The 26339-nt window shown below is 60.4% G+C and carries 24 protein-coding genes; 9 read left to right on the forward strand and 15 right to left on the reverse strand.

The features are described from left to right. Nucleotides 1–281 precede the first annotated feature (281 nt). The 3 genes from AC3WN7_RS09085 to ahpF all read left to right on the forward strand — a co-directional run bounded on the left by AC3WN7_RS09085 (nt 282) and on the right by ahpF (nt 3618). Entirely contained in the window at nt 282–1220 is a 939-nt protein-coding gene (locus tag AC3WN7_RS09085) for a site-specific integrase (protein ID WP_095966628.1), read from the forward strand. A 138-nt stretch (nt 1221–1358) separates the two neighbouring features. Next, entirely contained in the window at nt 1359–1922 is a 564-nt protein-coding gene (ahpC, locus tag AC3WN7_RS09090; RefSeq protein ID WP_007975937.1) for an alkyl hydroperoxide reductase subunit C, read from the forward strand. 133 nt (nt 1923–2055) lie between these two features. Further along, nucleotides 2056–3618 carry an alkyl hydroperoxide reductase subunit F gene (gene ahpF, locus AC3WN7_RS09095; RefSeq protein WP_102675173.1) on the forward strand — a complete coding sequence of 521 codons (1563 nt, stop codon included), beginning with the start codon at nt 2056–2058 and terminating at the stop codon, nt 3616–3618. A 163-nt stretch (nt 3619–3781) separates the two neighbouring features. On the opposite strand, the gene gloA is transcribed toward ahpF, so the two are convergent. Then, on the reverse strand, nt 3782–4303 hold the full coding sequence (gene gloA / locus AC3WN7_RS09100) for a lactoylglutathione lyase (protein WP_095966630.1): 522 nt from the start codon (nt 4301–4303) through the stop codon (nt 3782–3784). A 144-nt stretch (nt 4304–4447) separates the two neighbouring features. Here gloA and AC3WN7_RS09105 point away from each other — a divergent pair, with 144 nt between their 5' ends. Beyond that, the gene (locus AC3WN7_RS09105) at nt 4448–4966 is read left to right on the forward strand and encodes a DUF4946 domain-containing protein (RefSeq protein ID WP_095966631.1); all 519 of its coding nucleotides are present in this window, start codon (nt 4448–4450) and stop codon (nt 4964–4966) included. Nucleotides 4967–5130: 164 nt separating this feature from the next. Here AC3WN7_RS09105 and AC3WN7_RS09110 read toward each other — a convergent pair whose 3' ends face one another. From AC3WN7_RS09110 to AC3WN7_RS09120, 3 genes are all read right to left on the reverse strand, one after another. Beyond that, a complete protein-coding gene (locus tag AC3WN7_RS09110; RefSeq protein WP_008065377.1) occupies nt 5131–5493 on the reverse strand; it encodes a histone-like nucleoid-structuring protein, MvaT/MvaU family in 363 nt (120 codons plus the stop codon). Between the two features lie 233 nt (nt 5494–5726). Beyond that, nucleotides 5727–7259 (reverse strand): EAL domain-containing protein, encoded by a 1533-nt coding sequence (locus AC3WN7_RS09115; RefSeq protein WP_102675172.1) that lies wholly within the window; start codon nt 7257–7259, stop codon nt 5727–5729. 124 nt (nt 7260–7383) lie between these two features. Continuing rightward, a complete protein-coding gene (locus tag AC3WN7_RS09120; RefSeq protein WP_102675171.1) occupies nt 7384–8256 on the reverse strand; it encodes a LysR family transcriptional regulator in 873 nt (290 codons plus the stop codon). Between the two features lie 78 nt (nt 8257–8334). Here AC3WN7_RS09120 and AC3WN7_RS09125 point away from each other — a divergent pair, with 78 nt between their 5' ends. Together AC3WN7_RS09125 and hppD are read left to right on the forward strand one after the other, a co-directional pair. Next, nucleotides 8335–9279: a DMT family transporter gene (locus AC3WN7_RS09125; RefSeq protein ID WP_102675170.1), complete on the forward strand. Its 945-nt coding sequence runs from the start codon at nt 8335–8337 to the stop codon at nt 9277–9279. A 250-nt stretch (nt 9280–9529) separates the two neighbouring features. After that, nucleotides 9530–10606: a 4-hydroxyphenylpyruvate dioxygenase gene (gene hppD, locus AC3WN7_RS09130; protein WP_095966635.1), complete on the forward strand. Its 1077-nt coding sequence runs from the start codon at nt 9530–9532 to the stop codon at nt 10604–10606. A 125-nt stretch (nt 10607–10731) separates the two neighbouring features. Here hppD and rarD read toward each other — a convergent pair whose 3' ends face one another. The 3 genes from rarD to AC3WN7_RS09145 all read right to left on the reverse strand — a co-directional run bounded on the left by rarD (nt 10732) and on the right by AC3WN7_RS09145 (nt 14333). Further along, on the reverse strand, nt 10732–11613 hold the full coding sequence (rarD, locus tag AC3WN7_RS09135; RefSeq protein WP_095966636.1) for an EamA family transporter RarD: 882 nt from the start codon (nt 11611–11613) through the stop codon (nt 10732–10734). Nucleotides 11614–11825: 212 nt separating this feature from the next. Next, the gene (locus tag AC3WN7_RS09140) at nt 11826–12839 is read right to left on the reverse strand and encodes an aldo/keto reductase (RefSeq protein ID WP_102675169.1); all 1014 of its coding nucleotides are present in this window, start codon (nt 12837–12839) and stop codon (nt 11826–11828) included. Nucleotides 12840–13022: 183 nt separating this feature from the next. Then, nucleotides 13023–14333 (reverse strand): MFS transporter, encoded by a 1311-nt coding sequence (locus AC3WN7_RS09145; protein ID WP_102675168.1) that lies wholly within the window; start codon nt 14331–14333, stop codon nt 13023–13025. A 170-nt stretch (nt 14334–14503) separates the two neighbouring features. Here AC3WN7_RS09145 and AC3WN7_RS09150 point away from each other — a divergent pair, with 170 nt between their 5' ends. The 3 genes from AC3WN7_RS09150 (at nt 14504) to AC3WN7_RS09160 (ending at nt 18422) form a co-directional block, all read left to right on the forward strand. Further along, the gene (locus AC3WN7_RS09150) at nt 14504–15625 is read left to right on the forward strand and encodes a sugar diacid recognition domain-containing protein (RefSeq protein WP_102675167.1); all 1122 of its coding nucleotides are present in this window, start codon (nt 14504–14506) and stop codon (nt 15623–15625) included. A gap of 239 nt (nt 15626–15864) precedes the next feature. Beyond that, nucleotides 15865–17007: a glycerate kinase gene (locus AC3WN7_RS09155; protein WP_102675166.1), complete on the forward strand. Its 1143-nt coding sequence runs from the start codon at nt 15865–15867 to the stop codon at nt 17005–17007. Nucleotides 17008–17234: 227 nt separating this feature from the next. Continuing rightward, complete coding sequence (locus AC3WN7_RS09160; protein WP_095966641.1) at nt 17235–18422, forward strand: pyridoxal phosphate-dependent aminotransferase; 1188 nt, start codon at nt 17235–17237, stop codon at nt 18420–18422. 145 nt (nt 18423–18567) lie between these two features. Here AC3WN7_RS09160 and AC3WN7_RS09165 read toward each other — a convergent pair whose 3' ends face one another. From AC3WN7_RS09165 to AC3WN7_RS09200, 8 genes are all read right to left on the reverse strand, one after another. After that, the gene (locus tag AC3WN7_RS09165; RefSeq protein ID WP_102675165.1) at nt 18568–19545 is read right to left on the reverse strand and encodes a 2-hydroxyacid dehydrogenase; all 978 of its coding nucleotides are present in this window, start codon (nt 19543–19545) and stop codon (nt 18568–18570) included. A gap of 21 nt (nt 19546–19566) precedes the next feature. After that, nucleotides 19567–20865, reverse strand: coding sequence for an MFS transporter (locus AC3WN7_RS09170; protein WP_102675164.1), 1299 nt, complete (start codon nt 20863–20865; stop codon nt 19567–19569). A gap of 48 nt (nt 20866–20913) precedes the next feature. Further along, nucleotides 20914–21942 carry a sugar kinase gene (locus tag AC3WN7_RS09175; protein WP_102675163.1) on the reverse strand — a complete coding sequence of 343 codons (1029 nt, stop codon included), beginning with the start codon at nt 21940–21942 and terminating at the stop codon, nt 20914–20916. Then, nucleotides 21935–22717 (reverse strand): sugar phosphate isomerase/epimerase family protein, encoded by a 783-nt coding sequence (locus AC3WN7_RS09180; RefSeq protein ID WP_102675162.1) that lies wholly within the window; start codon nt 22715–22717, stop codon nt 21935–21937. Before AC3WN7_RS09180 ends, AC3WN7_RS09175 begins: the two co-directional genes overlap by 8 nt. Nucleotides 22718–22862: 145 nt before the next feature. Further along, entirely contained in the window at nt 22863–23888 is a 1026-nt protein-coding gene (locus tag AC3WN7_RS09185) for a LacI family DNA-binding transcriptional regulator (RefSeq protein WP_102675161.1), read from the reverse strand. 140 nt (nt 23889–24028) lie between these two features. Beyond that, nucleotides 24029–24637, reverse strand: a complete 609-nt coding sequence (locus AC3WN7_RS09190) for a LysE family translocator (protein WP_102675160.1) — start codon at nt 24635–24637, stop codon at nt 24029–24031. Between the two features lie 53 nt (nt 24638–24690). Continuing rightward, nucleotides 24691–25530, reverse strand: coding sequence for an AraC family transcriptional regulator (locus tag AC3WN7_RS09195; RefSeq protein WP_102675159.1), 840 nt, complete (start codon nt 25528–25530; stop codon nt 24691–24693). A gap of 76 nt (nt 25531–25606) precedes the next feature. After that, on the reverse strand, nt 25607–26248 hold the full coding sequence (locus AC3WN7_RS09200; protein ID WP_095966649.1) for a DUF1345 domain-containing protein: 642 nt from the start codon (nt 26246–26248) through the stop codon (nt 25607–25609). Nucleotides 26249–26339 lie beyond the last annotated feature (91 nt).

Below are 26339 nucleotides of genomic sequence, written 5' to 3' on the forward strand. Positions count from 1 at the left end.
GGGTTTTGTTGATGTGGTACGTACCACGTAAATACACATTGTACCATTCAATTGATAAAGTTAAATGCTGAATGTTATTAACACGGGATATACTGGTATTACTCCGTGTGATCGCAGTTTCGAAGTATTCCTCGCGCGATTTCCGTACACAAACCCTGTAGGAGCGAGCCAGCTCGCGAAAAACCCGAGACCGCCGCGGGGCACCTGCCAACCAGCGTCATCGTTAACGATCATCGCGAGCAAGCTCGCTCCTACAGTCGGTCAAAACAGGTTCATGCCCTATGAGCGATCTGGATCGCTATCTGCAAGCCGCGACTCGCGACAACACCCGTCGCAGCTATCGGGCGGCCATCGAACATTTCGAAGTCACGTGGGGCGGTTTTCTGCCGGCAACCGGTGACAGCGTGGCGCGCTATCTGGTGGCTCATGCCGGCGTGTTGTCGATCAATACGCTGAAACTGCGCTTGTCGGCCTTGGCGCAGTGGCACAACAGCCAGGGTTTTGCCGACCCCACCAAGGCGCCGGTGGTGCGCAAGGTGTTCAAGGGCATCCGTGCGTTGCATCCGGCCCAGGAAAAACAGGCCGAACCCTTGCAGCTTCAACACCTGGAGCAGGTGGTCAGTCGTCTGGAGCTGGAAGTGCAAATCGCAAGGGCCGAAGGCGACCGACCGGGATTGCTGCGGGCCAGGCGCGACATGGCGTTGATCCTGCTGGGCTTCTGGCGCGGCTTTCGCAGCGACGAGTTGTGCAGGCTTCAGGTTGAACACGTGCAGGCCAGCGCCGGGTCCGGCATCAGCCTTTATCTGCCGCGCAGCAAGAGTGATCGCGACAACCTCGGCAAGACTTATCAGACGCCGGCCTTGCAGCGGTTGTGCCCGGTGCAGGCTTACATCGAATGGATCACCGAAGCGGCACTGGTGCGTGGGCCGGTGTTTCGTGGCATCGATCGCTGGGGGCATCTGGGTGAGGAGGGGTTGCACGCCAACAGCGTGATTCCCTTATTGCGCCAGGCGCTGGCGCGCGCAGGCATTGCCGGTGAACTCTACACCAGCCATTCCTTGCGCCGTGGCTTTGCGACCTGGGCGCATCAAAGTGGCTGGGATCTGAAGTCGCTGATGAGTTATGTGGGCTGGAAGGACATGAAGTCGGCCATGCGCTACATCGAAGCCAGTCCGTTCCTCGGGATGGCGCGCCTTACGGAAAAGCCGATCGAGTCCTAGAGATCGTTTTCTTCTATAAATACAGTCGGCTAATAGCGAAAGCCAATCAGCAGCATCAGGTTTGCCAATGAGCCTTCCGTTCGTCGAGTGGGTAAAGTTCTCTCCATCAACTTCTTAACCCCTGACGGAGAGTCAACGATGCCTATCATCAACAGCCAAGTTAAACCGTTCAAAGCTGACGCATTCAAAAATGGCGACTTCGTAAAAGTCTCGGACGCTGACCTGAAAGGCAAGTGGTCTGTCGTGTTCTTCTACCCGGCCGACTTCACCTTCGTCTGCCCGACCGAGCTGGAAGACCTGGCTGACAACTACGACGCATTCCAGAAGCTGGGCGTCGAGATCTACAGCGTTTCCACCGACACCCACTTTGCCCACGCTGCCTGGCACAACACTTCGCCAGCCATCGGTAAGATCCAGTACACCATGATCGGCGACCCGACCCACGCCATCTCCCGCAACTTCGACGTGCTGATCGAAGAAGCAGGCCTGGCTGACCGTGGCACCTTCGTGATCAACCCGGAAGGCCAGATCAAGATCGTTGAACTGAACGACGGCGGTGTAGGTCGTGACGCTTCCGAGCTGCTGCGCAAAATCAAGGCTGCCCAGTACGTCGCTGCTCACCCCGGCCAGGTTTGCCCTGCCAAGTGGAAAGAAGGCGAGGCCACTCTGGCGCCGTCCCTGGACCTGGTCGGCAAGATCTAAGTCTGTGACGCGCTTCATCAGGGCGGACTTCCGCACCTTCTAAGCAAGCTGCACCGCCCAATAAAAACGCCCGGGCGAGATTCGCTCGGGCGTTTTTTTATGTCTTCGCAAAAGCAAAAAGGAAATCGCCCGTATGTTGGACACCAATCTTAAAGCCCAGTTGAAATCGTACCTGGAACGGGTCACCCAGCCGATCGAGATCGTTGCTTCCCTCGACGACGGTGCGAAATCCCAGGAAATGCTCGAACTGTTGAAAGACGTTGCCAGTCTTTCCACCCAGATTACGTTGCTCGACAACGGTGATGATGCACGCAAGCCATCGTTCTCGATCAATCGCCCGGGAGCCGACATCAGCCTGCGTTTCGCCGGCATCCCGATGGGCCATGAATTCACTTCGCTGGTGCTGGCCTTGCTGCAAGTCGGCGGTCATCCGTCCAAAGCCAGTGTCGAGGTGATCGAGCAGATCCGTTCGCTCAAAGGCGAGTTCAACTTCGAGACTTACTTCTCGCTGTCGTGCCAGAACTGCCCAGACGTGGTCCAGGCGCTGAACCTGATGGCGGTACTGAACCCGAACATTCGCCACGTCGCCATCGACGGTGCACTGTTCCAGGCTGAAGTCGATGAGCGCCAGATCATGGCGGTCCCAAGCATCTACCTCAATGGTGTGAATTTCGGTCAGGGCCGCATGGGTCTGGAAGAAATCCTCGCGAAGATCGACACCAGCGGCATTGAGCGTCAGGCCGAGAAAATCAGCGCCAAGGATGCCTTTGATGTGTTGGTGGTCGGCGGTGGCCCGGCCGGTGCTTCGGCGGCCATCTATGCGGCCCGTAAAGGCATTCGCACCGGTGTCGCGGCCGAGCGTTTTGGTGGTCAGGTGCTGGACACCATGGCCATCGAAAACTTCATCTCGGTGCAGGAAACCGAAGGGCCGAAACTGGCCGTAGCCCTGGAAGAACACGTCAAGCAGTACGACGTGGACATCATGAATCTGCAGCGTGCCGACAAGTTGGTGCCCGGCAAAAATGGCGAGCTGCACCAGATTCACTTCGCCAGCGGCGCATCGCTCAAAGCCAAGACCTTGATTCTGGCGACCGGAGCGCGGTGGCGTGAAATGAACGTCCCGGGCGAGCAGCAATACCGCAACAAAGGCGTGGCGTACTGCCCGCACTGCGACGGCCCGCTGTTCAAGGGCAAGCGCGTGGCAGTGATTGGCGGCGGTAACTCCGGCGTCGAGGCGGCCATCGACCTGGCGGGTATCGTGTCCCACGTCACGCTGCTGGAGTTCGACGTTCAGTTGCGCGCCGATGCGGTGTTGCAGCGCAAGTTGCACAGTCTGCCGAACGTCACTGTGATCACCAGTGCGCAAACCACTGAAGTCACCGGCGACGGTCAGAAGGTCAACGGCCTGCGCTACAAGGATCGCCAGAGCGACGAATTGCGCAGCGTGGAACTGGAAGGGATCTTTGTGCAGATCGGTTTGCTGCCCAACACCGATTGGCTCAAAGGCACCATCGAGCTGTCACCCCGTGGCGAGATCATTGTCGATGCGCGCGGTGAAACGTCGGTGCCGGGTGTGTTCGCCGCCGGCGACGTGACCACTGTGCCGTACAAGCAGATCGTGATCGCGGTGGGCGAGGGCGCCAAGGCTTCGCTAAGCGCCTTCGATCACCTGATCCGCACGTCCGCCCCGGCATAAAACCCGGCGCTGAAAACACAAAACCCCATGAACGATCATGGGGTTTTTTGTGTCTTGCACATCACTCATGTAGGAGCGAGCTTGCTCGCGATGGTCGTCAACGATAACGCGGGTTGGCAGGTGCCCCGCGGTGTTCTCAGGTTTATCGCGAGCAAGCTCGCTCCTACAGAGGCGCCGGCTGGATGATCTCGACCCAGTAGGCGTCCGGGTCCTTGATGAATGCCAGGCTCTTCATGCGGCCATCGCTCAGGCGTTTCTGGAAATCGCAGCCCAGTGCTTCAAAGCGCTCGCAGGCGGCGACGATGTCCGGCACCGAGATGCAGATATGGCCGAAACCACGCGGGTCGGTGTTGCCATTGTGGTAGGCGAAGTCCGGGTCGTTCTCTGTGCCATGGTTGTGGGTCAGTTCGAGAATGCCAGGGATCGATTTCATCCACTCGGTGCGCGCGGCGGCATCGGCCGGGATCTGGTTTTTGTCGACCAGCGCCAGGAAATACAGGCTGAACTCGGCTTCCGGGAAGTCGCGTTTTTCCACCAGGGTAAAACCCAGGATGCGTGTGTAGAAGTCCAGGGATTTGGTGATGTCCTTGACCCGCAGCATGGTGTGGTTGAAGACAAATTTCTGCGTAGCGGTGTCCGGCTGGGCGGTGACGCCGGGGAAGGTGTTCAATTCGTGCAGGCTCATGGGCCCTCCGGGAAATATGTGGGCTAACGAATGGTGACAATGATACGCAAGGGGGCGGACATCACCAAACCCAAACGGTCGGCTATTGCCTGACAGCCGGCCTGGGCCCAGACTTTACGGCTTGATCCGTGAGTGCCGATTGCAATGATTCGATTCCTTAACCTGCTGTTTATCCTGCTGGGCGTGTTTTCGCTGGCGGGCGCTGCGCGTGCCGACGCGCCAGTGGTGACCTGGCCGCAAGGCTGGCAGATCGAAGCCGTCCCTGACTCTGCGTCGGGTGTGAGTCGCCAGCGGGCGGTGAAAAATGATCAGGACGGATCGCCGCTCCTGGTGATGGAGCTGACCATGAGCCCGGTGCAAAGCGATCATCAGGTAAACCTCGAAGGCGTATTGCTGGAGATGCGCAAGTCGGTTCAAAAAGACTTCTTTCAGGGTGGGTATCAAAGTGTCTGTACGCGAATTCATTCGACTACCTTGAGTCGATTGGCCGCGCTGGAAACAACCTGCACCGTGACGCAAAACGGCAGGCATGTGCTTTCGCAAACATTGGTGGCCGCGGTGGATGCGGATAAGGCCTATGTTTTTTCCTATGCAGGGCAGGCCGAGGCTTATAAGGCGAGCCAGGATGAAATAGACGCAGCCCGTAACAGCTTGAAACTTTAGTTGGCGACAGTGCTTTTTCGATGCATGAAAAAAATTTTAGATATCCAAATGGATTAAGCACAAAGTAGTTGGCGGTCAGGTAGTTGTCTTGTGCTCGCCGCAGGCATTTAGATAGCCCATGAAAAAGCCCTGCATAAGCAGGGCTTTTTTTGTCGCCGCGAGAGTTAGCCGCGCAGCCAGGAGTCGACGGTAGCTGCACCGTACTGTTCTTTCCAGGCTTTCAGGCCGCGGTGATTGCCGCCCTTGGTTTCAATCAGCTCGCCGGTGTGCGGGTTCTGATAAACCTTGACCACGCGAGCGCGGCGGGTTTTCGGTGCTGCTTGCTGCAGGCCGGATTTTGCCGGGTTAGGGTCGAGAATGGCGATGATGTCGCGCAAGCTCTTGCCATAGGTTTTCATCAAGCCCTGGAGCTTCTCTTCGAATTCGATTTCTTTCTTGAGCCCGGCATCGTTCTTCAGGGATTCCAACTGCTTGAGCTGTTCTTGAAGGGCCTTTTCGGCTGCACGAAATTCAGCGAGTCTGGACAATATCTTTACTCCAATAGTGTGTTTGGCTGATACCAACCGCAAACAAAGCTATAAGCCAAGAGCCTTGAAGCGACTCGGTGATAGTGGCTCACCTGCCAAATTAGCGCAGGCAGGAAAAATTGTAGTAGTTAATTGGCCAAGAGTAAATCCTGTCTTTTTCTTCATGTAACGTTGGTAGTGTCTTGATTCAAATTTATGCCTGTAGTCGTTGTTTTATCGATTAAATTTTCGAGTTAATGGTTGCTTAATGCACTAATGAATTCCGCCCCGGGCATGGGTTTGCCGAACAGATAACCCTGCAGGAAGTTGACCTGACGAGCGCTGAGGTAATCACTCTGCTCACGGGTTTCGACACCTTCGGCCACCAGGGCAAGGTCGAGTTTGACGGCCAGGTCGATGATGCTGTCGAGGATGTGGCTGGAGAGGGTGTCGATGCCGATCATGGCGACAAAACTCTGGTCTATTTTCAGGAAGTCGACATTGAACTGCCGCAGGTAGCCAAGGCTTGAATGACCCGTGCCGAAATCGTCGATGGCGATCTTCACGCCCAGTTCGCGAAGTTGCTCGAACAGTTGCAGGGTGATCGCCGTTGGCTCGATAAGTTCGCGTTCGGTCAGTTCCAGTACCAGGTAGATCGAGCCCGGCTCGAACGCATCGAGAAACTCGCGGCAATCCTTGACCAGATCCAGGTCCTGGCAATGGCTGGCGGTAATGTTGATGCCAATGTGAAAGGGTTTGTTGAATCCGGCGGATTTCGGCGCGAGCAGGGCGGCGGTTTGTCGCATGAGCGAACGGGTCATCGGTACGATCAGCCCGCAGTGCTCGGCAAACGGGATGAACAGGTCCGGACGCACCAGGCCTTCCTTCGGATGTTTCCAGCGCATCAGCACTTCAGTGCCGGACCAGCTTTTGCTGTCGCCATGCACCACGGGCTGGAAATACGGAATGAACTCTGCGGCTTCCAGTGCCCGTTGCATTTCCTGGGTGGGGGCCGAGGAGCGCTTTTGCAGGAAGTGACCAATTGACCCGGCAATCACACCGAAGAAAATCAGCAGACTGAACAGGGGGGGATACTCGCTACTCATGTATCGCCAGGTTTCGCCTTTGGGGAAACCGGCTTCCACGGCAAAAGCATAGTGCCCGGAGGTCAAGCGGCTCTGCGCAACGGGGAGTTCAGGCGTGGCACCTGTGTGAACCTTGCCATCGGCGGACATCCAGTCCGGGCCAACTTGCAGCACCAGCAAGGTCTGGCGGCCGATCAAGCGCAGAACGTTGCCCAAGTGATAACCATAGAGGGTCGTCAGCGCACCTTTTTTTCCTTCGCTCAGGCGGTACACCAGCAAGGCGGTGTTGGGCGTCACCGGATTGCCGTTCATGAGCCACAAAGCGCCCTGGGTGTAGTCGCCGGGGCTGACCGTTTCCTGGTAGTCGCCGAACAGCGAGCTGCAATAGAGGCTGTTGTCCCACACCAGATTGGTCGAGCGCACGAATGGGCGACGAGTGACCTGCTCGCGCAGCGCCAGTTTGACGTCACCGCAACTTTGGCCAGCCATCGGCAGCAGTTCGCGAGCGGCCTGAGCGGCGTTGTCGAGCATCAAGTCGAACTGACGAACCGCTTCCTCGGCGGTTTTTTCGGCGTCTTGCTTGAGCGCCCGCCCTGCCTGCAGGTAAAGAATGGTCCCCCCCAGCAGCACCGGGAGTAATCCACTGAGCAGAGTGACAGCAATTTTCGTGCTGCGGCTGCGGGTTTTGGCTTTCAGCGGCATTCGCGAATCCCGTCACGAAGAAGTAAGGCTCTCAACAACTGGCAGGGCGATACGCCTCCCATAAAGAGTTCGGGTAATGGCCATGATAGTTGGCCCTTGGTAGTTGTGCTGGTAGCTATGCCGCTCAACGCAGGTCGAGGCTTGCGGCCAGTTCGATAAAGGCCAGCGTCGCGGGTGATGCCTGGCGTCGATCGAGTACCGCCAGGCCGACCTGGCGCACCACCGTCGGCGACAGCGGTTTTTTCACATAGCGGCTGTCTGATTGATGGGGTAATGAACTTTCGGCGACTACTGTCACCCCGTCGCCGCGAGCGACGACATCGAGGGTGCTCATCAGCTGTGAGCAGCGATAACGGATGTTGGGCGTCAGTCGGGCCGCAGTGAACAGGCGTGAAACCAGCTCCGAAGAACCGGCCTCGGTCAGCACAAACGGGAAGGCGCACAGGTCCTTCAGGTTCAGGCTGTCGTGAACCGCCAGCGGGTGGTCGGCGGGCAGCAGCGCGACCATCTGGTCTTCGATCAGCGCGACCGTGTCGAAACGCTCCTCGGGCAACACCACGAAGCCGATGTCGATCCGTCGCTCCTCCAGCCACTGCAGTACCTGGCGGTCAGGGCCTTCATCGATATGCACTTCTATGCCGGGATGGGCGGCGCGGTACTGCTGCAGAATCAACGGCAACAATTTGATCGATGAAGTCGGCCCGAACGAGCCGATACGCAACGTGCCGCGTTTCATGCCCCGCGCATCGGCCGCTTCCTGGCGCAGGGTGTTGGCCAGGCCCAGCATCGCTCGGGCGCGAAGCAGCAACTGCTGGCCAATGTCGCTTGGCTCGACCCGGGTTTGATGCCGGCGCAACAACTCGACCCCTAGCTCCTGCTCCAAAGACTTCAAGGCATGGGACACCGCCGATTGGGAAATGCCCAGGCGATTGGCCGCTGGCGTGAAGCCGTGGAGTTCGGCCACGAGGGAGAAAATCTCCAGTTGAGTGAGGGTCATGAGTGTTTGCTCATTTTACAATGACTGAGTATTAGTCGAATGATAGATCATCTCTCCGATATCCGACCCTGGAACCTTATGACGATCTGTGAGCAAACCCTGTCAAAACCCTCGGATCTGCCGGTGTATCTGAAACTGGCAGGCGTCAGCATGGTGTGGGGCGGCACCTTCGTTGCCGGACGCTTTCTGGCCGACGGCCTCAGCCCGCTGCTGGCTGCCAGCCTGCGGTTTTTACTGGCCAGCGTGGCATTGCTGCTGTTTGTACGCATGGCGCGGATACCGCTGCTCCGGCCTAGCGCCAGGCAATGGCTGCAATTGGTCTTGCTTGGCTTTTTCGGGATCTTCTTCTACAACCTGTGCTTCTTCTATGGCCTGCATTACATCAACGCTTCACGGGCATCCTTGATCGTGGCGCTGAACCCGGCGGTGATCGGGCTGGCTTCCTGGTTGCTGTTCAAGGAGCGTTTGAACCGGGCGAACGTCGCCGGTATCGCGATCTGCATGGTGGGCGCGAGCATGGTGATCGTCAGTCGCAACCCGCAATTATTGGCCGCCGGTACCGATGCCTGGATCGGCGATCTGCTGATTTTCGGCTGCGTGCTCGGCTGGGGCGTCTACTCGCTGTGCTCCAGAGAACTGAACCAGACCCTGGGGCCGGTGCAAACCGTGACCTGGTCGATTCTGCTGGGCACCGTCATGCTCTGGATGACCTGCCTTGTCCGTGGCGAGGTGAGCGTCACCGCGATCGTCCACCTCGGTGCCCGGCAATGGTTGAGCCTTCTGTATCTTGGCGTGCTGGGTTCGGCGCTGGCGTACATTGGCTACTACGACGGCATCCGTAAAATCGGTGCGACGCGTTCCGGGGTGTTCATTGCCTTGAACCCGCTGACAGCGGTGATCCTCGGGGCGCTGTTGCTCGATGAGCCGTTGACGCTGGCCATGTGCCTGGGTGGCGGGCTGATACTGGCGGGGATTTTCCTCTGCAACAAACCCCTTGCGCGGGTAAGGAAAAAGGGGATTTGATACAGAAGGCGGACAAATTGATTTACGCTGTGTAGAATCAGGTTACGCATACAATAATAATCGTCTTCTGGCAGCAGAAGCCTCGCCCGCAAGAGCCTTGGGTCGACAATGAAGATATTCGGGTTTCAACTGATCTACGGTGATTTTCTCGCCCGCAGTGTGCGGGGCATCTCCTGTGCGCCACCCAGCGGTCTCAGCATTGCTTACAACTAACCTTAGTTAATTGATAAAAAATGATGAGGCGCCAACCATGGCAGATTTATACGAAAACCCGATGGGCCTGATGGGCTTTGAATTCATCGAGCTCGCATCGCCGACCCCGAACACCCTGGAGCCGATCTTCGAGATCATGGGCTTCACCAAGGTGGCGACCCACCGCTCCAAGGACGTGCACCTGTATCGACAGGGCGCGATCAACCTGATCCTCAACAACGAACCCCACAGCGTCGCCTCGTACTTTGCGGCCGAGCACGGCCCGTCGGTGTGCGGCATGGCGTTCCGCGTCAAGGATTCGCAAAAGGCCTACAAGCGTGCCCTGGAACTCGGCGCCCAGCCGATCCACATCGAAACCGGCCCGATGGAGCTGAACCTGCCGGCGATCAAAGGCATTGGCGGCGCTCCGCTGTACCTGATCGACCGTTTCGGTGAAGGCAGCTCGATCTATGACATCGACTTCGTGTTCATCGAAGGCGTTGACCGCCACCCGGTCGGTGCCGGCCTGAAGATCATCGATCACCTGACCCATAACGTGTATCGCGGTCGCATGGCCTACTGGGCCAACTTCTACGAGAAGCTGTTCAACTTCCGCGAAATCCGCTACTTCGACATCAAGGGCGAGTACACCGGCCTGACCTCCAAGGCCATGACCGCACCCGATGGCATGATCCGCATCCCGCTGAACGAAGAATCGTCCAAGGGCGCCGGGCAGATTGAAGAGTTCCTGATGCAGTTCAATGGCGAGGGCATCCAGCACGTTGCGTTCCTGTCCGATGACCTGATCAAGACCTGGGACCACCTGAAAAGCATCGGCATGCGCTTCATGACCGCGCCGCCGGAAACCTACTACGAAATGCTCGAAGGCCGTTTGCCGAACCACGGCGAGCCGGTCGGCGAACTGCAGGCGCGTGGCATCTTGCTGGACGGTTCGTCCGAGTCGGGCGACAAGCGTCTGCTGTTGCAGATCTTCTCGGAAACCCTGATGGGGCCGGTGTTCTTCGAGTTCATCCAGCGCAAGGGTGACGACGGTTTCGGCGAAGGCAACTTCAAGGCGCTGTTCGAATCCATCGAGCGTGATCAGGTTCGTCGTGGCGTGTTGTCCACGGACTAAACCATTACACCGATAAACCTGTGGGAGCGGGCTTGCTCGCGAAAGCGGTGTGTCAGTCGCCAACTAAGCTGGCTGACACACCGCTGTCGCGAGCAAGCCCGCTCCCACATTTGTTTTGGGTGTGGTTAAGGCCTGCGCTGCCGCACCAGATGCTTGAACCCTTCAAACACCAGCACCAGCACCGCCATCCAGATCGGGATGTAGGTCAGCCATTCGCCGGCCTTGATGCTCTCTCCCAACAGCAGCGCCACGCCCAGCAGCAGCACCGGTTCGACGTAGCTCAACAAGCCGAACAGGCTGAACGGCAGCAGGCGACTGGCAATGATGTAGACCACCAGCGCCGACGCGCTGATCACGCCGAGCAGCGGGATCAGCAGCGACAACCATGGATGCTGGTCAAACACGCCAAAACCCTGTGCACCGCTCTGAACGAACCAGACGGCCACCGGCAGCGTCAACGCCATGTCCAGCCACAAGCCGCCGAGGTTGTCTGCTGCCAGCCGTTTGCGCAGAACGAAGTAGGCCGGATAACCAATGCAGACCAGCAAGGTCGCCCAGGAAAAACCACCGACCTGATACACCTCGTTGACCACGCCCAGGCAGGCGAACACCACGGCGATCTTTTGCAGGTACGACAGGCGTTCGCCATAGGCGATCCGCCCGGTCAACACCATGGTCAGCGGCAGCAGGAAGTAACCCAGGGATACATCCAGGCTGTAACCGTTGAGCGGCGCCCACATGAACAGCCACAATTGCACGCCGAGCAGGGCAGAGGAGGCGATCAGCGCGCCAATCAGCTTCGGATCGGCCTTGGCGCGCCGCACGATCTCCAGCACGCGCTTCCACTCGCCGGACACCACCATGAACACGGTCATGCACGGCACGGTCAGCAACATGCGCCAACCGAAGATTTCCACGCCGCTCAAGGGGGTGAGCAGCGATGTGTAGTAATACATGACGGCAAACAGCACCGAGGCTGAAACCGATAGAGCGATACCTTTAGACAAGCTGTCCTCGCGAGGTTGAAGGTGAAACGGGGGTGCGGAGGATACGTGTTTTTCAAGCCGAATATTGACCAATCAATCAACACGATCCAATTGTGGGAGCGGTGGTGCGACGATTCGACTTGCTCGCGAAAGCGGTTTTCCAGCCAACATCAATGTTGAATGTTAAGCAGCCTTCGCGAGCAAGCCCGCTCCCACATTGGTTTTTTATTTCTTCAGCTAATGCGCGGTTTACGCCCCGACACAAAATGGCTCACATCATTGAACCCCGGTGTCGACGCATGCCCCGGTGTCACCAGCGCATCGATGAACGCCTCGTCCTCGGCCGTGATTTTCACCGCCTGCGCCTTAGTGTAGGCGTCCCATTGCGCTTCGGTACGCGGCCCGACAATGGCCGAGGTCACGGCGCTGTTGTTCAGCACCCAGGCAATCGCGAACTCGACGATGCCGACGCCGCGCTCCTGGGTGTATTGCTGGATCTGCTGGGCGATGCGCAGGGATTCGACGCGCCATTCAGTCTCAAGGATGCGTTTGTCCTGGCGACCGGCACGGCTGTTGGCGTCCGGTTCCACATCCGGCGCGTATTTGCCGCTGAGCACTCCGCGCGCCAGCGGGCTGTAGGGCACCACGCCCAGTCCATAATTTTGTGCCGCCGTGATCTGCTCGGTTTCAGCCTGGCGGTTGACGATGTTGTACAGCGGTTGGCTGATCACCGGCCGGTCAACGCCGAGCTTGTCAGCCACGCGAATCACTTCGGCGATGCGCCAGCCACGATAGTTGGACAGGCCCCAATAGCGGATCTTGCCCTGGCGAATCAAGTCGCCGATGGCCGATACCGTGACGTCCAGCGGTGTGTTGTGGTCTTCACGGTGCAGGTAGTAGATGTCGAGGTAGTCGGTGCCCAGGCGCGTCAGGCTGGCGTCGAGACCGTTGAACAGATGCTTGCGGCTCAGACCGCTGCGGTTGGGGATACCGTCCACGGGACCGAAACCGACCTTGGTGGCAAGCACCCATTCATGGCGGCGGCTGGCGATGGCCTCGCCGACGATTTCCTCGGAACGGCCGCTGGTGTAGACGTCGGCGGTGTCGATGAAATTGATGCCCTGGTCCCAGGCCTTGTCGATGATCCGCAGGGAGTCTTCGGTACTGGTCTGTTCGCCGAACATCATGGTGCCCAAGGTCAGGGTGGACACCTGCAGGCCCGAATGACCCAATGTGCGATAGCTCATGAGCAAATCCTTTTACCAGTGGGAAAGGCTCAATCAGATACCAGAACTGCACCCTGGAGCAAACGCAAATCGAATCAAATGTGGGAGCGGGCTTGCTCGCGAAGGCGGTGTATCAGTCGACAATATTGTTGTCTGACACTCCGCCTTCGCGAGCAAGCCCGCTCCCACAGGGAGTGGTGTTGATCAGGCGCGCAACGTACGGGTCATGCGCAACGCCAGCAGACTGCCGCAGACAATCACCCCCGCCAGCAGGTACAGCGCCGCATCGGTCGAACCGGTGCTGTCCTTGACCCAACCCACCAGGTACGGGCTGAGGAAACCCGCCATCTGGCCCATCGAATTGATCAGCGCCAGGCCGCCGGCGGCAGCGCCGGCACTGAGCAGGGCGGTCGGCACGGGCCAGAACATCGGCAGGCCGGTGAGGGCGCCCATGGTGGCGATGGTCAGACCGAGAATCGCGATGGCCGGGTTGGCGGCGAAGTTTACCGCGATCAGCAGCCCCAGCGCGCCCATCAGCATCGGCACCACCAGATGCCAGCGACGTTCTTTGCGCAGGTCCGCCGAACGGCCCACGATCAGCATGAACACCGCAGCCAGCAGGTAGGGAATCGCACTGAGCCAGCCGATTACCAGGTTATCGCCAAAGCCCAGGTTCTTGATGATCGATGGCAGCCAGAAGTTGATCGCGTAGACGCCGCTCTGGATGCAGAAGTAGATCAGGCCGAAGGCCCAGATCGCCGGGTTCTTGAACACCGCCAGCAGCGAATCAGTGGTGGTTTTCGGTTTGCTGGCCAGGTCTTCAGCATGGTCGGCTTCCAGCACCGAACGCTCGAACGGAGTCAGCCATTTCGCATTGGCGTAACTGTCACTGAGCAGGAAATAAGCCAGCGCACCGAGGATCACCGTCGGAATGCCTTGCAGCAGGAACATCCACTGCCAGCCGGCGAGACCGCCCTGGCCCGCGGCGAAGTGGTTGAGAATCCAGCCGGAGAAGGGGCTGCCGAGCAGGCCGGATACCGGGATCGCCGACATGAACAACGCCATGATGCGGCCACGGCGGAAGGTCGGGAACCACTGCGAGAGATACAGCACCACGCCCGGAAAGAACCCGGCTTCGGCGGCACCGGTAAACAGGCGCAGGGTATAGAACTCGGTCGGCGTGGTGACGAACAGCAGGCAGGTCGACAGCGTGCCCCAGGTCATCATCATCAGCGCGATCCAGCGCCGTGGGCCGAATTTCGTCAAGGCCAGGTTGCTGGGTACGCCGCACAGTACGTAACCGATAAAGAAGATGCCGGCGCCCAGGCCGTACACGGTTTCGCTGAACTTCAGCGCGTCGAGCATCTGCAGCTTGGCAAATCCAACGTTGACCCGGTCGAGGTAGTTGAACAGGTAGCAGATGAAAATGAAGGGGATCAAACGCAGGGTGATGCGCTTGTAGACGGCGTTTTTGTCGTCAGCGATGGCCTCGGACGCTACGGCGCTCTGTGTCATGGCGGCTCTCTCTTTATTATGATTTTTTGCGATGCAAAGGGTAACGTTGATCGCCCAGAGAGTCTCGACCACCCTCAGGGCGGCTGTCTTTGTGCCTGAGCACAGGGTTTGCAACCAAGGCCTGTGCGGGTGAACAACCCGTTCCATCTCCGTCTTCAAGGATCACTTGCATGTTCGAACTCGATCACGACCTGGCCCAGGACATCGTCGACCGGGCGATGGCCATCCTGCCGTACAACGTCAACGTGATGGATAGCCAGGGCCTGATCCTGGGCAGTGGCGAACCGGAGCGGGTCAACACCCGGCATGAAGGCGCGCAACTGGTCCTGGCCAACGGCCGCGTGGTGGAGATCGATGCGCAGACGGCGATTCATCTCAAGGGTGTGCAGCCGGGCATCAACCTGCCGCTGTTGCTCGATCAGCGCCTGATCGGCGTATTGGGTATCACCGGCGAACCCGAGCAACTGCGCACCTATGCCGAACTGGTGCGCATGACCGCCGAGATGCTGGTAGCCCAGCGCAACCAGCAGGCCGAACAGCAATGGCGGCGCCAGCGCTGCGATGATCTGCTGGCGCTGCTGCTCAGCGAAGCCGGGGATTCTCCGCGGCTGATCGATGAGGCGCAGCAGTTGGGCCTCAAGCCACAAATGACCCGGGTGCCGTACCTGTTCGAACTGGGTCTGGAACATGCTGCGGGGCAAACCGTCGAGGCACTGAGTGCCTGGTTGACCACCCGCCACCCGGACAGTTGGTGCGTCAGCTCGGCGAAAACTTCGTTGCTCTGGTGTCGGCCGGCCAGCCAGTCGGTGGAGAACGAGCGCTTGCTGGACAAGCTTGACGGCCTTGGCTGGAACATCCTGCGCATTGCCGTCGGTGGGCAAGCCGATGGGCTGGCGGGGTTGCGTCGCTGCTATCGCCGGGTCGGCGACTTGCTGGCCTACGGTCGCGAAGTGTTGCCGCGCTCCCGGCTGTTGACGCTCAACCGCTATCGACTGCCGGTGATGCTCTGGCGCCACCGCAACGACGACGCCCTCGACGAATTGCTCAACCCGCTGCGCAAGGTCATTGCCAAGGACAGCAATGGTCAGTTGCTGGCGACCCTGCGCAGTTGGTGTGAACACGACGGCCAGAGCCAGGCCTGCGCCGATGCGCTGGGCATCCATCGCAACAGCCTGCGTTATCGCATGGAACGGATTGCCGAGCTCAGCGGCGTCGATCCGCTGCGGCTTGATGGAATGCTCGCGTTGTATCTGGGCGTGCAACTGCTGCCCGAGCCAGACTCAATTTCGTGAGCGACAAAATCCCCCTGTAGGAGCGAGCTTGCTCGCGAAAAACCAGAGGACGCCGCGGTAAGTCTGATTTCCCGCGTCATCGTTACCCTCCATCGCGAGCAAGCTCGCTCCTACAGGTGAAACGTCTGCCTCGGGTTTTGTGGAAATGAACAATAATCCTCAACACCGCTTGTGCAGCGGACCGGCGTTATTGTTCATGGCGGCTGGCAGCATGTGGGCATTGGAACTGGAGAATTCCCATGAAAATCGTAATCGCCCCCGATTCGTTCAAGGACAGCCTCAGCGCTCAAGGCGTAGCCGACGCCATTGCCTTGGGATTGGCGCAGGTCTGGCCTGATGCCCAACTGATCAAATGTCCGATGGCCGATGGTGGGGAAGGGACTGTCGAGTCGATACTGGCCGCGTGCGAAGGCGAACTGCGCCGCACCCTGGTTCGCGGGCCGCTGGGGGCCATGGTGGAGGCCGCTTGGGGCTGGTTGCCGCAGAGCCGCACCGCAATCATCGAAATGGCCGAGGCCAGCGGTTTGCAGTTGGTCCCGGTGGCGCAGCGGGACGCGTGCATCAGCAGCACCTTCGGCACCGGGCAATTGATCCGTGCCGCACTGGATGCCGGTGCACAACGGGTGATCCTGGCGATTGGCGGCAGCGCGACCAACGACGGCGGCGCCGGTGCCATGCAGGCCCTGGGCGTGAAATTGCTGGACGCTCAGGGACAGACGCTGTCACCGGGCGGCCTCGCCCTTGCGCAATTGTCCCGCGTGGACCTGAGCGACATCGATCCGCGTCTGCCACAGGTGCGCTTCGACATCGCCGCCGACGTCAATAACCCGCTGTGCGGCCCCCACGGCGCCTCGGCGATTTTCGGCCCGCAAAAAGGCGCTTCGCCCGTGCAGGTCGAACAACTGGATCAGGCGCTGGGGCACTTTGCCGACCATTGCGCGGTCGCTTTGAGCAACGACGTTCGCGACGAACCGGGGAGTGGCGCGGCCGGTGGCCTGGGGTTTGCCGCCAAGGCGTTCCTGGGCGCGCAGTTCAAGGCCGGGGTCGAGGTGGTCGGCGAACTGGTGGGCCTGGCCGAGGCGGTTGCAGGCGCCGATCTGGTGATCACCGGCGAAGGGCGTTTCGATGCGCAAACCCTGCGCGGCAAGACGCCATTCGGTGTGGCGCGTGTCGCCAGGCAACACGCCGTGCCGGTCATCGTCATCGCCGGTACGCTGGGCGAGGGGTATCAGGCGCTTTATGAGCACGGCATCGACGCTGCGTTCGCCCTGGCAAGCGGGCCGATGACCCTGGAACAGGCCTGTGCCGAGGCGCCGCGCTTGCTGCGTGAGCGGACAACCGACATCGCGCGTGTCTGGCGGATGGCTGCTCGCAAGCATTGAACGATGCCTGTCAATCAACGACATCCTTGTGGCGAGGGAGCTTGCTCCCGTTGGGCTGCGCAGCGGCCCCCTTGTTCGGCGGTTGCTGCGCAACCGAACGGGAGCAAGCTCCCTCGCCACAATAGCTCCGATGGCAATTTTGAGGGTGGAGTTGAACGCCATGCTGGCGCGTTTCGTGATTTGAGATAGGGTTGTGGCTTGGAGTACCCGCGCGACAGGAGAACAACATGCGCTACTCAGCCTTGACCCAACGAATCGCCGGTGACGGTGCGGCGGCCTGGCAGATTCACGATCGAGCGCTGCACTTGCGCGAACAGGGCGTCGACGTCCTGCTGTTGTCCATTGGCGACCCCGACTTCGATACGCCGCAACCCATTGTCCAGGCCGCCATCGCCAGCTTGTTGGCCGGTGATACGCACTATCCTGAAGTGCGCGGCAGTCGTGGCCTGCGCGACAGCATTGCCCGCCGACATCGGCAACGCAGTGGCCAGGTGGTGGATGGCGAACATGTGATCGTCTTTCCGGGGGCGCAGTGCGCGGTGTATTCGGTGGCGCAGTGCCTGCTCGACCCGGGCGATGAAGTGATTGTCGCCGAGCCGATGTACGTGACCTATGAAGGCGTGATCGGCGCGTGTGCGGCCACAGTGGTCCCGGTGCCCGTGCGCCCGCAGAACGGGTTTCGCGTCGACCCGCTGGATGTCGCGGCGCGGATCACGCCCAAGACACGCGCCATACTGCTCAACAGTCCGAACAATCCATCCGGCGCCAGTTTGCCACTGGCCATCTGGCAAGAGCTGGCGGCACTGTGCATTCGTCACGATTTGTGGCTGATCAGTGACGAGGTCTACAGCGACTTGCTGTACGAAGGCCAGCACATCAGCCCGGCGAGCCTGCCGGGCATGGCCGAGCGCACCGCGACGATCAACAGCCTGTCCAAATCCCACGCCATGAGCGGTTGGCGGGTGGGCTGGGTGATTGGGCCCAAGCCCATGGCGGGTCACCTGGTCAATTTGTCGCTGAGCATGTTGTTCGGTATCCCGGATTTCGTGCAGAACGCTGCGCAGTTGGCGCTGGACCGGGACCTGCCGGAAGTGGCCTCGATGCGTGAAGAGTATCGCCAGCGCCGCGACCTGGTGTGTGCAAGCTTGGGGCAATGCCCGGGACTCAAGCCGATACGCCCGGACGGCGGAATGTTCGTGATGGTCGATGTGCGCCAGACCGGCTTGTCGGCCCAGCGCTTCGCCGAGCGACTGCTGGAAGGCTATGGCGTGTCGGTGCTGGCCGGTGAGGCTTTCGGGCCGAGTGCGGCGGGACATATCCGCATCGGCCTGGTGGTGGATCAGCTGAAGCTGGCTGATGCCTGCCGGCGGATTGCTTTGTGTGCGACGGATTTGCTGGAGGTGCGGCGGGCCTGAAGGATTTGTGTTGCCTGTGCTGCCCTCTTCGCGAGCAAGCCCGCTCCCACATTTGATCTTTATTGTTCACAAGTACTGTGTTCACAGCAAATCCATTGTGGGAGCGGGCTTGCTCGCGAAGGCTGCCTGACAGGCGCCGAATACCTCAGCCCTGCCACGCCCCAACATTCACCAGATTGGCCGGCCGCTCACCCGCCAGCGCCGCCAACAGGTTGTCCACCGCGCACCTGGCCATGGCCTCCCGTGTTTCATGGGTGGCCGAGCCGATGTGGGGTGTGGCCACCACATTGTTCAACTGCAGCAATGGCGAGTCCTGATTCAAGGGTTCGCGGTCGAATACATCCAGCCCTGCCGCGCGAATCCGGCCCGTGCGCAAGGCTTCGATCAGAGCCGCTTCATCCACCACTTTGCCCCGCGAAATATTGATGAAGATGGTCTCGGGACGCATCTGGGCAAACTGCTCTTCGCCGATCAGCCCTTGGGTTTCAGCGGTCAGCGGTAACGTCAGGCAAACGAAATCGGCCTGTTGCAACAGTTCCGACAGGCTTCGATAGCGCGCATTGAACCGCTGCTCCACTGCCGGTTTCGGTGACTGGCTGTGGTAGATCACCGGCATGCCAAACCCGCAATGCCCGCGCTGCGCGAGGGCTTCGCCAATACGGCCCATGCCGATGATGCCCAGGGTTTTGCCGTGCACGTCGCTGCCGAAATGCGCAGGGCCGATGTTGCGGTTCCATTGGCCGGCGCGAACCAGATTCGCCAGTTCCACCACCCGCCGGGCAGTCGCCAGGATCAGCGCAAAGCCCGTGTCGGCGGTGGTTTCGGTGAGCACATCCGGCGTGTTGCTCAGCAGGATTCGCCGTTCGGTGAGGTAGTCGATGTCGTAGTTGTCGACGCCCACCGAGACGCTGGCAATGGCTTGAAGGTCAGGCGCCAGGTCGAGCAGTTCGGCATCCAGCTTCAGGCTGGCACCGAGCAAACCGTGAGCGCGGGGCAGGGCCTCGCGCAGTTTGCCCAGGCCCTCGGCATCAAGGTTTTCGATCAGCGTCACTTCGGCCTGCTCGTGCAAGCGAGCCATCAATAGCGGCGAGAGTTTCTTGTAGAGGACGACCTGCTTTTTCATCTTCGGGATCTCAACTTCAATTCAGGAATGTGCCGTGGCGGCGCGCGTTACCGTGGCCGAGGGGCGCTCCCGGTCGCTGGCGCCGGGCTTGAGGAAAATCGTCAGTACCACCGAAAACATCAATGCGCCGCTCATCAACAGGTACGACGCACCCGGCGAGCCGGTGGAGCTGTTCAGGTAGCCGACCAGATAAGAACCGCCAAACGAGCCGAGGGCGCCCATGCTGTTGATCAGCGCCATGGCGCCGCCCGCGACGTTGGCCGGGAGGATCTCCGGGATGATCGCGAAGAAGGGGCCGTAAGGCGCGTACATGCAGGCGCCGGCAATCACCAGCAGGGTGTAGGACCACCAGAAGTGTTCGGCACCCAGGGCGTAGGAGCCATAGAAGGCGATCGAGGCAATCAGCAGTGGCGGCCAGACGAAACGTTTACGTTTTTGCAGTTTGTCCGAACCCCAGGACACCAGCAGCATGCCGATCACTGCCGCCAGGTACGGCAGCGCCGACAGCCAGCCGGCCTGGACCATGTCCATCTGCGCGCCGGCCTTGAGGATCGACGGCAGCCACAACACGAAACCGTACACGCCAATGCTCCAGCAGAAGAACTGCAGGGCCAGGATGATCACTTTGGGAGAGCGGAAGGCTTCGGCGTAGTTCTTCACGGCCTTGATGCCGACCTGTTCGGCGGCCAGTGCGCTTTCCAGATCCTGCTTTTCCTGATCGTTGAGCCACTTGGCCTGTGACGGACGATCATCGGCCAGGCGCCACCAGATGAATGCCCACAACACCGCGGGCAAACCTTCGACGATGAACATCCAGCGCCAGCTGTAGTGCTGCACCAGGTAGCCCGAGACCACTGACATCCAGAGCATGGTCACCGGGTTGCCGAGGATCAGGAAGGTGTTGGCCCGCGAGCGTTCGGCGCGGGTGAACCAGTGGCACAGGTAGATCAGCATCGCCGGCATGACGGCCGCTTCGACCACGCCGAGCATGAAGCGAATGACGATCAGCCAGTAGGCATTGGAGACAATCCCGGTCAAGGTCGCCAGGCTGCCCCAGAGGATCAGGCTGACGAAAATCAGCTTCTTCACACTGTGTTTCTGCGCGTAGATCGCGCCGGGTACCTGGAAGAAAAAGTAGCCGAGGAAGAACAGCGCGCCGAGCATCGACGACAAACCTGGTGTGATCATCAGGTCCGCCGCCATGCCGGACGCGGCGGCGAACCCGTAGTTGGCGCGATCCAGATACGCCAAGCTATAGGTGATGAACACGATGGGCATGATGTACCACCAGCGGCGGGTGGCGAGCGTTGCGGTTTTCATGAGTGGTGCTCCTGAGCTTGTTGTTTTTGTTGCAGCAGGTAACGGTGTTTAGATCTTCAGTGACTGTGCTGGCCCCTTCGCGGGCAAGCCCGCTCCCACAGACGCAAAACCTGTGGGAGCGGGCTTGCCCGCGAAGACGGCCGCAAATTCGACATCCATTTCGGATCGGGTCGGCAACCCCTCCATATCCCCCCGGCTCTGTACCGCACGGCTGCCAATCCAGTTGGCACGCTTCACGGCCTCGGCAAAGCTCTGGTTTTCCAGCAGCGCGCTGATCATGCCGACGGCAAAACCATCGCCGGCGCCCACCGTATCGACCACCGTGGCCACCGGCACGCCAGCGACGAAACCTTGATCAAGATGGGTGCGGTAGTAAGCACCGTGCGGCCCAAGCTTGATCGCCACGACTTCGGCGCCCTGGTCGAGGTAGAAGGCAGCAATGTCGGCCGGGTCTTCGAAACCGCTCAGCAATCGACCTTCGCTCAAGCCCGGCAGCACCCAATGGGCGAGGGCGGCGAGGCGGTTGATCTCGGTGATCATTTGTCGTTCGCTGGCCCACAGGCTCGGGCGCAGGTTCGGGTCGAAGGACACGCTGCGCCCGGCCTCGCGCATGCGGGTCATCAACTCGAACGACATCTGCCGCGCCGACTCCGACAGCGCCGGGGGAATGCCGGTAGCGTGCAAGTGTCGGGCCTTGAGCAACTCGGGCACGATCGAGTGCGGCGACAGGTGACTGGCCGCCGAACCGCGGCGGAAGTACTCGACCACCGGGTCGCCGCCATCGTCGGTGCGGGACTTGAGTTGAAAACCGGTCGGGTGGGCGGTGTCGATGTCGACGTGACGGCAATCCAGGCCTTCTTTTTCCAGGGTCTCGACCACGAACCGGCCCAACGAATCGGCACCGACCCGGCTCAGCCATGCCACGTTGAAGCCAAGCCGGGACAAACCGATCGCCACATTACTGTCAGCCCCGGCGATGCGTTTGTGGAAGGCGCCAACGCTGGCCAGGTCGCCTTCCTGCTCGGCGACGAACATCGCCATGGTCTCGCCGAAGGACAGAATATCGATCTCAGACATGAGCACTCTCCCGTTGCGCCTGGCCGAGGCGGGCGAGGGCCGCCACGTGTTCGCGGGTCAGCTGCACCAGGTCATCGCCTTGCAGCGGATACTCCGCGGCCCGCATGACGCCTTGGGCCATGTGCCCCAGCAGCTGTTCCCACTGTTGCAAGTCGCTGGCGGTCGGCGCGATGGCGACCAGCTTGTCGTCGGCACGACGCGTAACCGCTTTGCAGTGCACATAGCCGACGTGGCGTCCGAGGAGGCGCGCGGCGCTGGCGGCGGACTGGTCCTGCCAGTGCCAATTGCCGATATCGAAGGTCATCTTGATCGGCAAGTGGTGTTGCTCGACCTCAGTGAAAAAGCGCTGGAAGGGTTCGATGCGCCCGCCGTGCAGGGTCTGGTCGTTTTCCACCAGCAACTGCACGGGGCTGGCGTCCAGCAGCCGGGCGAGGGCGTGCAGGTCGCAGTTGTCAGTGAAATAGCCCAGGGACACTTTCAGCCATTTGGCACCGAACGCCCGGGCGCGTTGCAGGGCGGTGATCAGTTCTGGATTGGGCCTGGATTGTCCGGCCAACCAGAGTTCCATTGGCGATGAATACACGCTCTCCAGGCCTTCTGCCTGAGTGGCATTGGCCAGTTGAACGGGGTCCTCAATGGTCAGCAATTCCTCGCGCCATTCGATGCGCGTGGCACCGGCGGCGGCCAGTACTTCGATAAAACTGCCTTGGCCGCGCTGGCGCACCAGGTCGGCGCCGTAGCTGGAGAGGCTGATGGAAACGGCGGGTTTGTTCATTGTTGTTTTACCTCTGAAACCGGTTTCATTTTTGTTCAAAAAAATAGTGGGTGATCTTGATGGCCTCTTCGCGGGCAAGCCCGCTCCCACAGGGGAATGCATTCCAAATGTGGGAGCGGGCTTGCCCGCGAAGAGGCCCGAACATTCACCGAGAATTTCCGAGAGTCGATCCTCTAACAATCAACCGCGCCGAAAAATCCAGCGTCCGCACCGCCCCGTCATCCCCGCGCAACCGCTTGAGCAGACACTCAAACGCATTGGCGCCAATCTCGGTGGTTGGCTGGGCCAGCGCAGTTATCCCGCTACCCACCAACGGATACCAATCCAGGTCATCGAGGGCGATCAAGCCCACATCCTCGAACAGGTTGCACTTGAGTTCACGCAACGCATGGGTGCAGGTCAGCGCCGCAATGCCGTTCGCGCAAAACAGCGCTTTCGGGCCGGGGCCGGGCGTGTCGAGGAAGGTTGCAAGTTTTGCGGTCAGTTCACTGCCGGTTTCGATGAGGCTGCCATGGAGGGCCGGGCGCAGGGCAATTTGCGCCTTGAAACTGGCGACCCGCTCGATCCGTGAACTGGTGCCATCGAACGGTTCGGACACCATCAACACGTCGCGGTAGCCGCGTTCTTCAAGATGCGCGAGGGCCATTTCAACGGCTGCCGGATTGTCCAGCCCGACCATGTCGCTCTCAAGGTGCTCGACCTTGCGGTCCACCAGCACCAGGGGCATTTCCCGGTGCAGTTCGTGCAATTCGTCACGGTGATGACCGAGGGTGTTCACGATCAGGCCTTCGATGTTGTACGAGCGCAGCAGGGCCAGGTGCTGGCGCTCTTGCTCGTCGTCGCGGTCGGTGTTGCACACCACCAGGCTATAGCCGTGCTGACGGCAGGCGGTTTCCACCCCGTGCATCACGGCAATTGAATAAGGGTTGCGGATATCGGCCACCAGCATGCCGATCAGGCGGGTGCGCCCGCGTTTCAGGCCTCGGGCCATCTGGTTCGGGCGATAGCCCAGTTCGGCAATCGCCTGCTCGATGCGTTGGGCGATGGCATCGGAGAGCAGGGCGCGGTCTTCGCCGATGAACCGTGAAACGCTGGCCTTGGAGACCTTGGCGTGTTCGGCCACGTCGAGCATGGTCACGCGGCTGCGCTGGGCGGCGGAGAAATCGTTCACGGTCTGAAACCTTCTTATTGGATTTATAAGGTCGAGCGCTTCGTGAGATTGCGCTGAAACCGGTTTCAGAAGACACCAAAAGCCAATTCGCCGTCAAGCCCCGGATTGTCGATTGTCGAAAAAACACTGACCGGTGGCGTTCAGGCCAGCACACTCAGCCACGCTGAACCCAGCAGCACCAGGCCCATGCAGCGATTGAAACGTTGCATGGCCCGGGGCGAGCGCAACCAGCGACTCGCCCCGGCACCGAGCAGCGCCCAGACACCCAGGCAGGGCAAGGAAACCAGGAAAAACACCCATGAAAGATTGATCACATGGACGAGCCGATCTTCGCCCGCTCCAGCGAAGACACTGACCACCGCCAGCGCCATCATCCAGGTTTTCGGGTTGATCCATTGCAGGCTGGCGGCGCCCACCCAACCCAGTCGAGCAGCGGTTTTCTGCGTGCTGATGGCTTCGGCCGGCGAACGGATGATCTGCCAGGCCAGATAACTCAGCCACGCTACCCCGACCCATTGCATGACGTTTTGCAACGCGGGCCAGGCCGTCAGTGAAGAGCCAACGCCCGTGCCCACCAGCAACACCAGCGTCGCGGCACTGGCGCAGGCGCCGAAGATAATCGGCAGGGCGGCGCCCAAGCCGTATCGGGCACTGTTGCTGAGCACCAGAATGTTGGTCGGTCCGGGTGTGATGGACGCCACAAAGGCAAAGAGCAGGAAGGGCAGCAACGTCGGGAAAGAAGAGAGCATCGCGGGCAAACTCCGGTAAAGATCAGTGAAACCGATCTTCACAATCCCCGGCGTTACTTGTCTGGAAGATTTGAGCAGCGCTTGCGGTACAGCGCCGGTGTCAGGCCGTAGGCGCGCACGAACCATCGGCCCAGATGGCTCTGGTCGGCAAAGCCCAGCGCCATCGCCACCGTTGCCGGTTGCACGCCTCGGGCCAGCATTCGCCGCGCGGTTGCCAGGCGCAATTGCACCAGATACGCGTGGGGCGCCATGCCGTAAGCGGCCTTGAACGCACGGGTCAGGCGGAAGCGGTCGACACCTGTGACGGCTGCCAGTTGATCGAGGCCGATGTCGTATTGCGCGTTGGCATGCAGGTAGTCCCGGGCCTTCTGCGCCACGCGCGGCAGACGCGGGTCCTGGCCATCGCGGGCGCGCCAATGCAAGTGGCTGGTCAGGCGTTCGAGCAACGCGTCGAGGGCGGTCTGGCGGATGATCTTCAGCTCGCCGCGATGCAGGGTTTCAAACGCCAGGCTGGTGGCCTGGGCCAGGCGCGCATCACAGGCCAGGGTGGCGGCGAAACTCAGTTGGCTGTTGTCGGGGGCATGATCGAACACGGCGCCGAGTTCGCGCTGTAACCACTGCGGATCGAGGTACAGCATGCGGTAGGTAAAACCGTCGGCGGTCGGTGCGTCACCGTCATGGATGTCACCGGGCTCGAGCAAAAACACCTTGCCCGGCGTGCTCTGGTGCCTGGCCCGTCGGCAATTGAATTGCTGGACCCCTTGCTCGGTGACGCCCACCAGATAACTGTCATGCCAGTGCGGGTCGTAGGCGTGACCTACGAAATGCGCGCGCAGGGTCTCGATGCCGGTGTCGGCGTCCCGGGACAGGTCGATCCAGTTGTGAGCGTTCATGTTGCACCTGCGGGGCGGATTGCCGAGCTATTTAACGCCTGCTGGAAGGGCGATGACTAGAACGTTTGTGCAGGCATCAGTTGAACAGGCCCGCCGCAATATTGATTGAGAATCCAAGGATGGCGGTGTTGAACAGAAAACCGATCAACGACTGCGCCAGCACGATCTTGCGCAAATCACGGGTCGCCACGCCGACATCCGAGGTCTGCACCGCCACGCCGACGGTGAACGAGAAGTACAGGAAGTCCCAGTAATTGGGCGTCGTCAGGCCTTCAGCAAAGCGCAGCGCCGGCTCTTTGCCTTCCCAGGTGTAAAACAGGCGCGCGTAGTGCACGCTGAAAATCACCCCGATCAGCAGCCACGAGCCGATCACCGTCAATGCAGTGAAGCCGTAGTGCAGGAGCTTGCGCGTGGTTTCAAGGTCTCTGCTGCCAGCCAGTTCGAAGGTGATGGTCGCCAGGCTGGCCAATGCCGCGATGCACACCACCAACAGCACCAGCCCGGCGTTTTCATCTTCGATTTCGGCGATGCGTTTCACGTCGGTCGCTTTTGAACGCACGGTGAGCCAGGACATCAGGATCAGGTAAGTCCAGACTCCGGCATTCCAGCCGATGAGGATTTTGCTGATCACCGAATCGGCCGGAACCAGGATGCCCGCCGCGATACCGAGCGTCGTGGCGGCGGACAGGCGAGGGTGGGTGTGGGTGAGGTAGGGCATGGAGGCTCGACGGGTTGGGGCGATGCAATCACCTTAGCCCAATTGCCCCCAGTCTTGAAACCGTGGAGATCCCTGTGGGAGCGGGGGGGGG

The organism is Pseudomonas sp. FW305-70 (genome assembly GCF_058783925.1).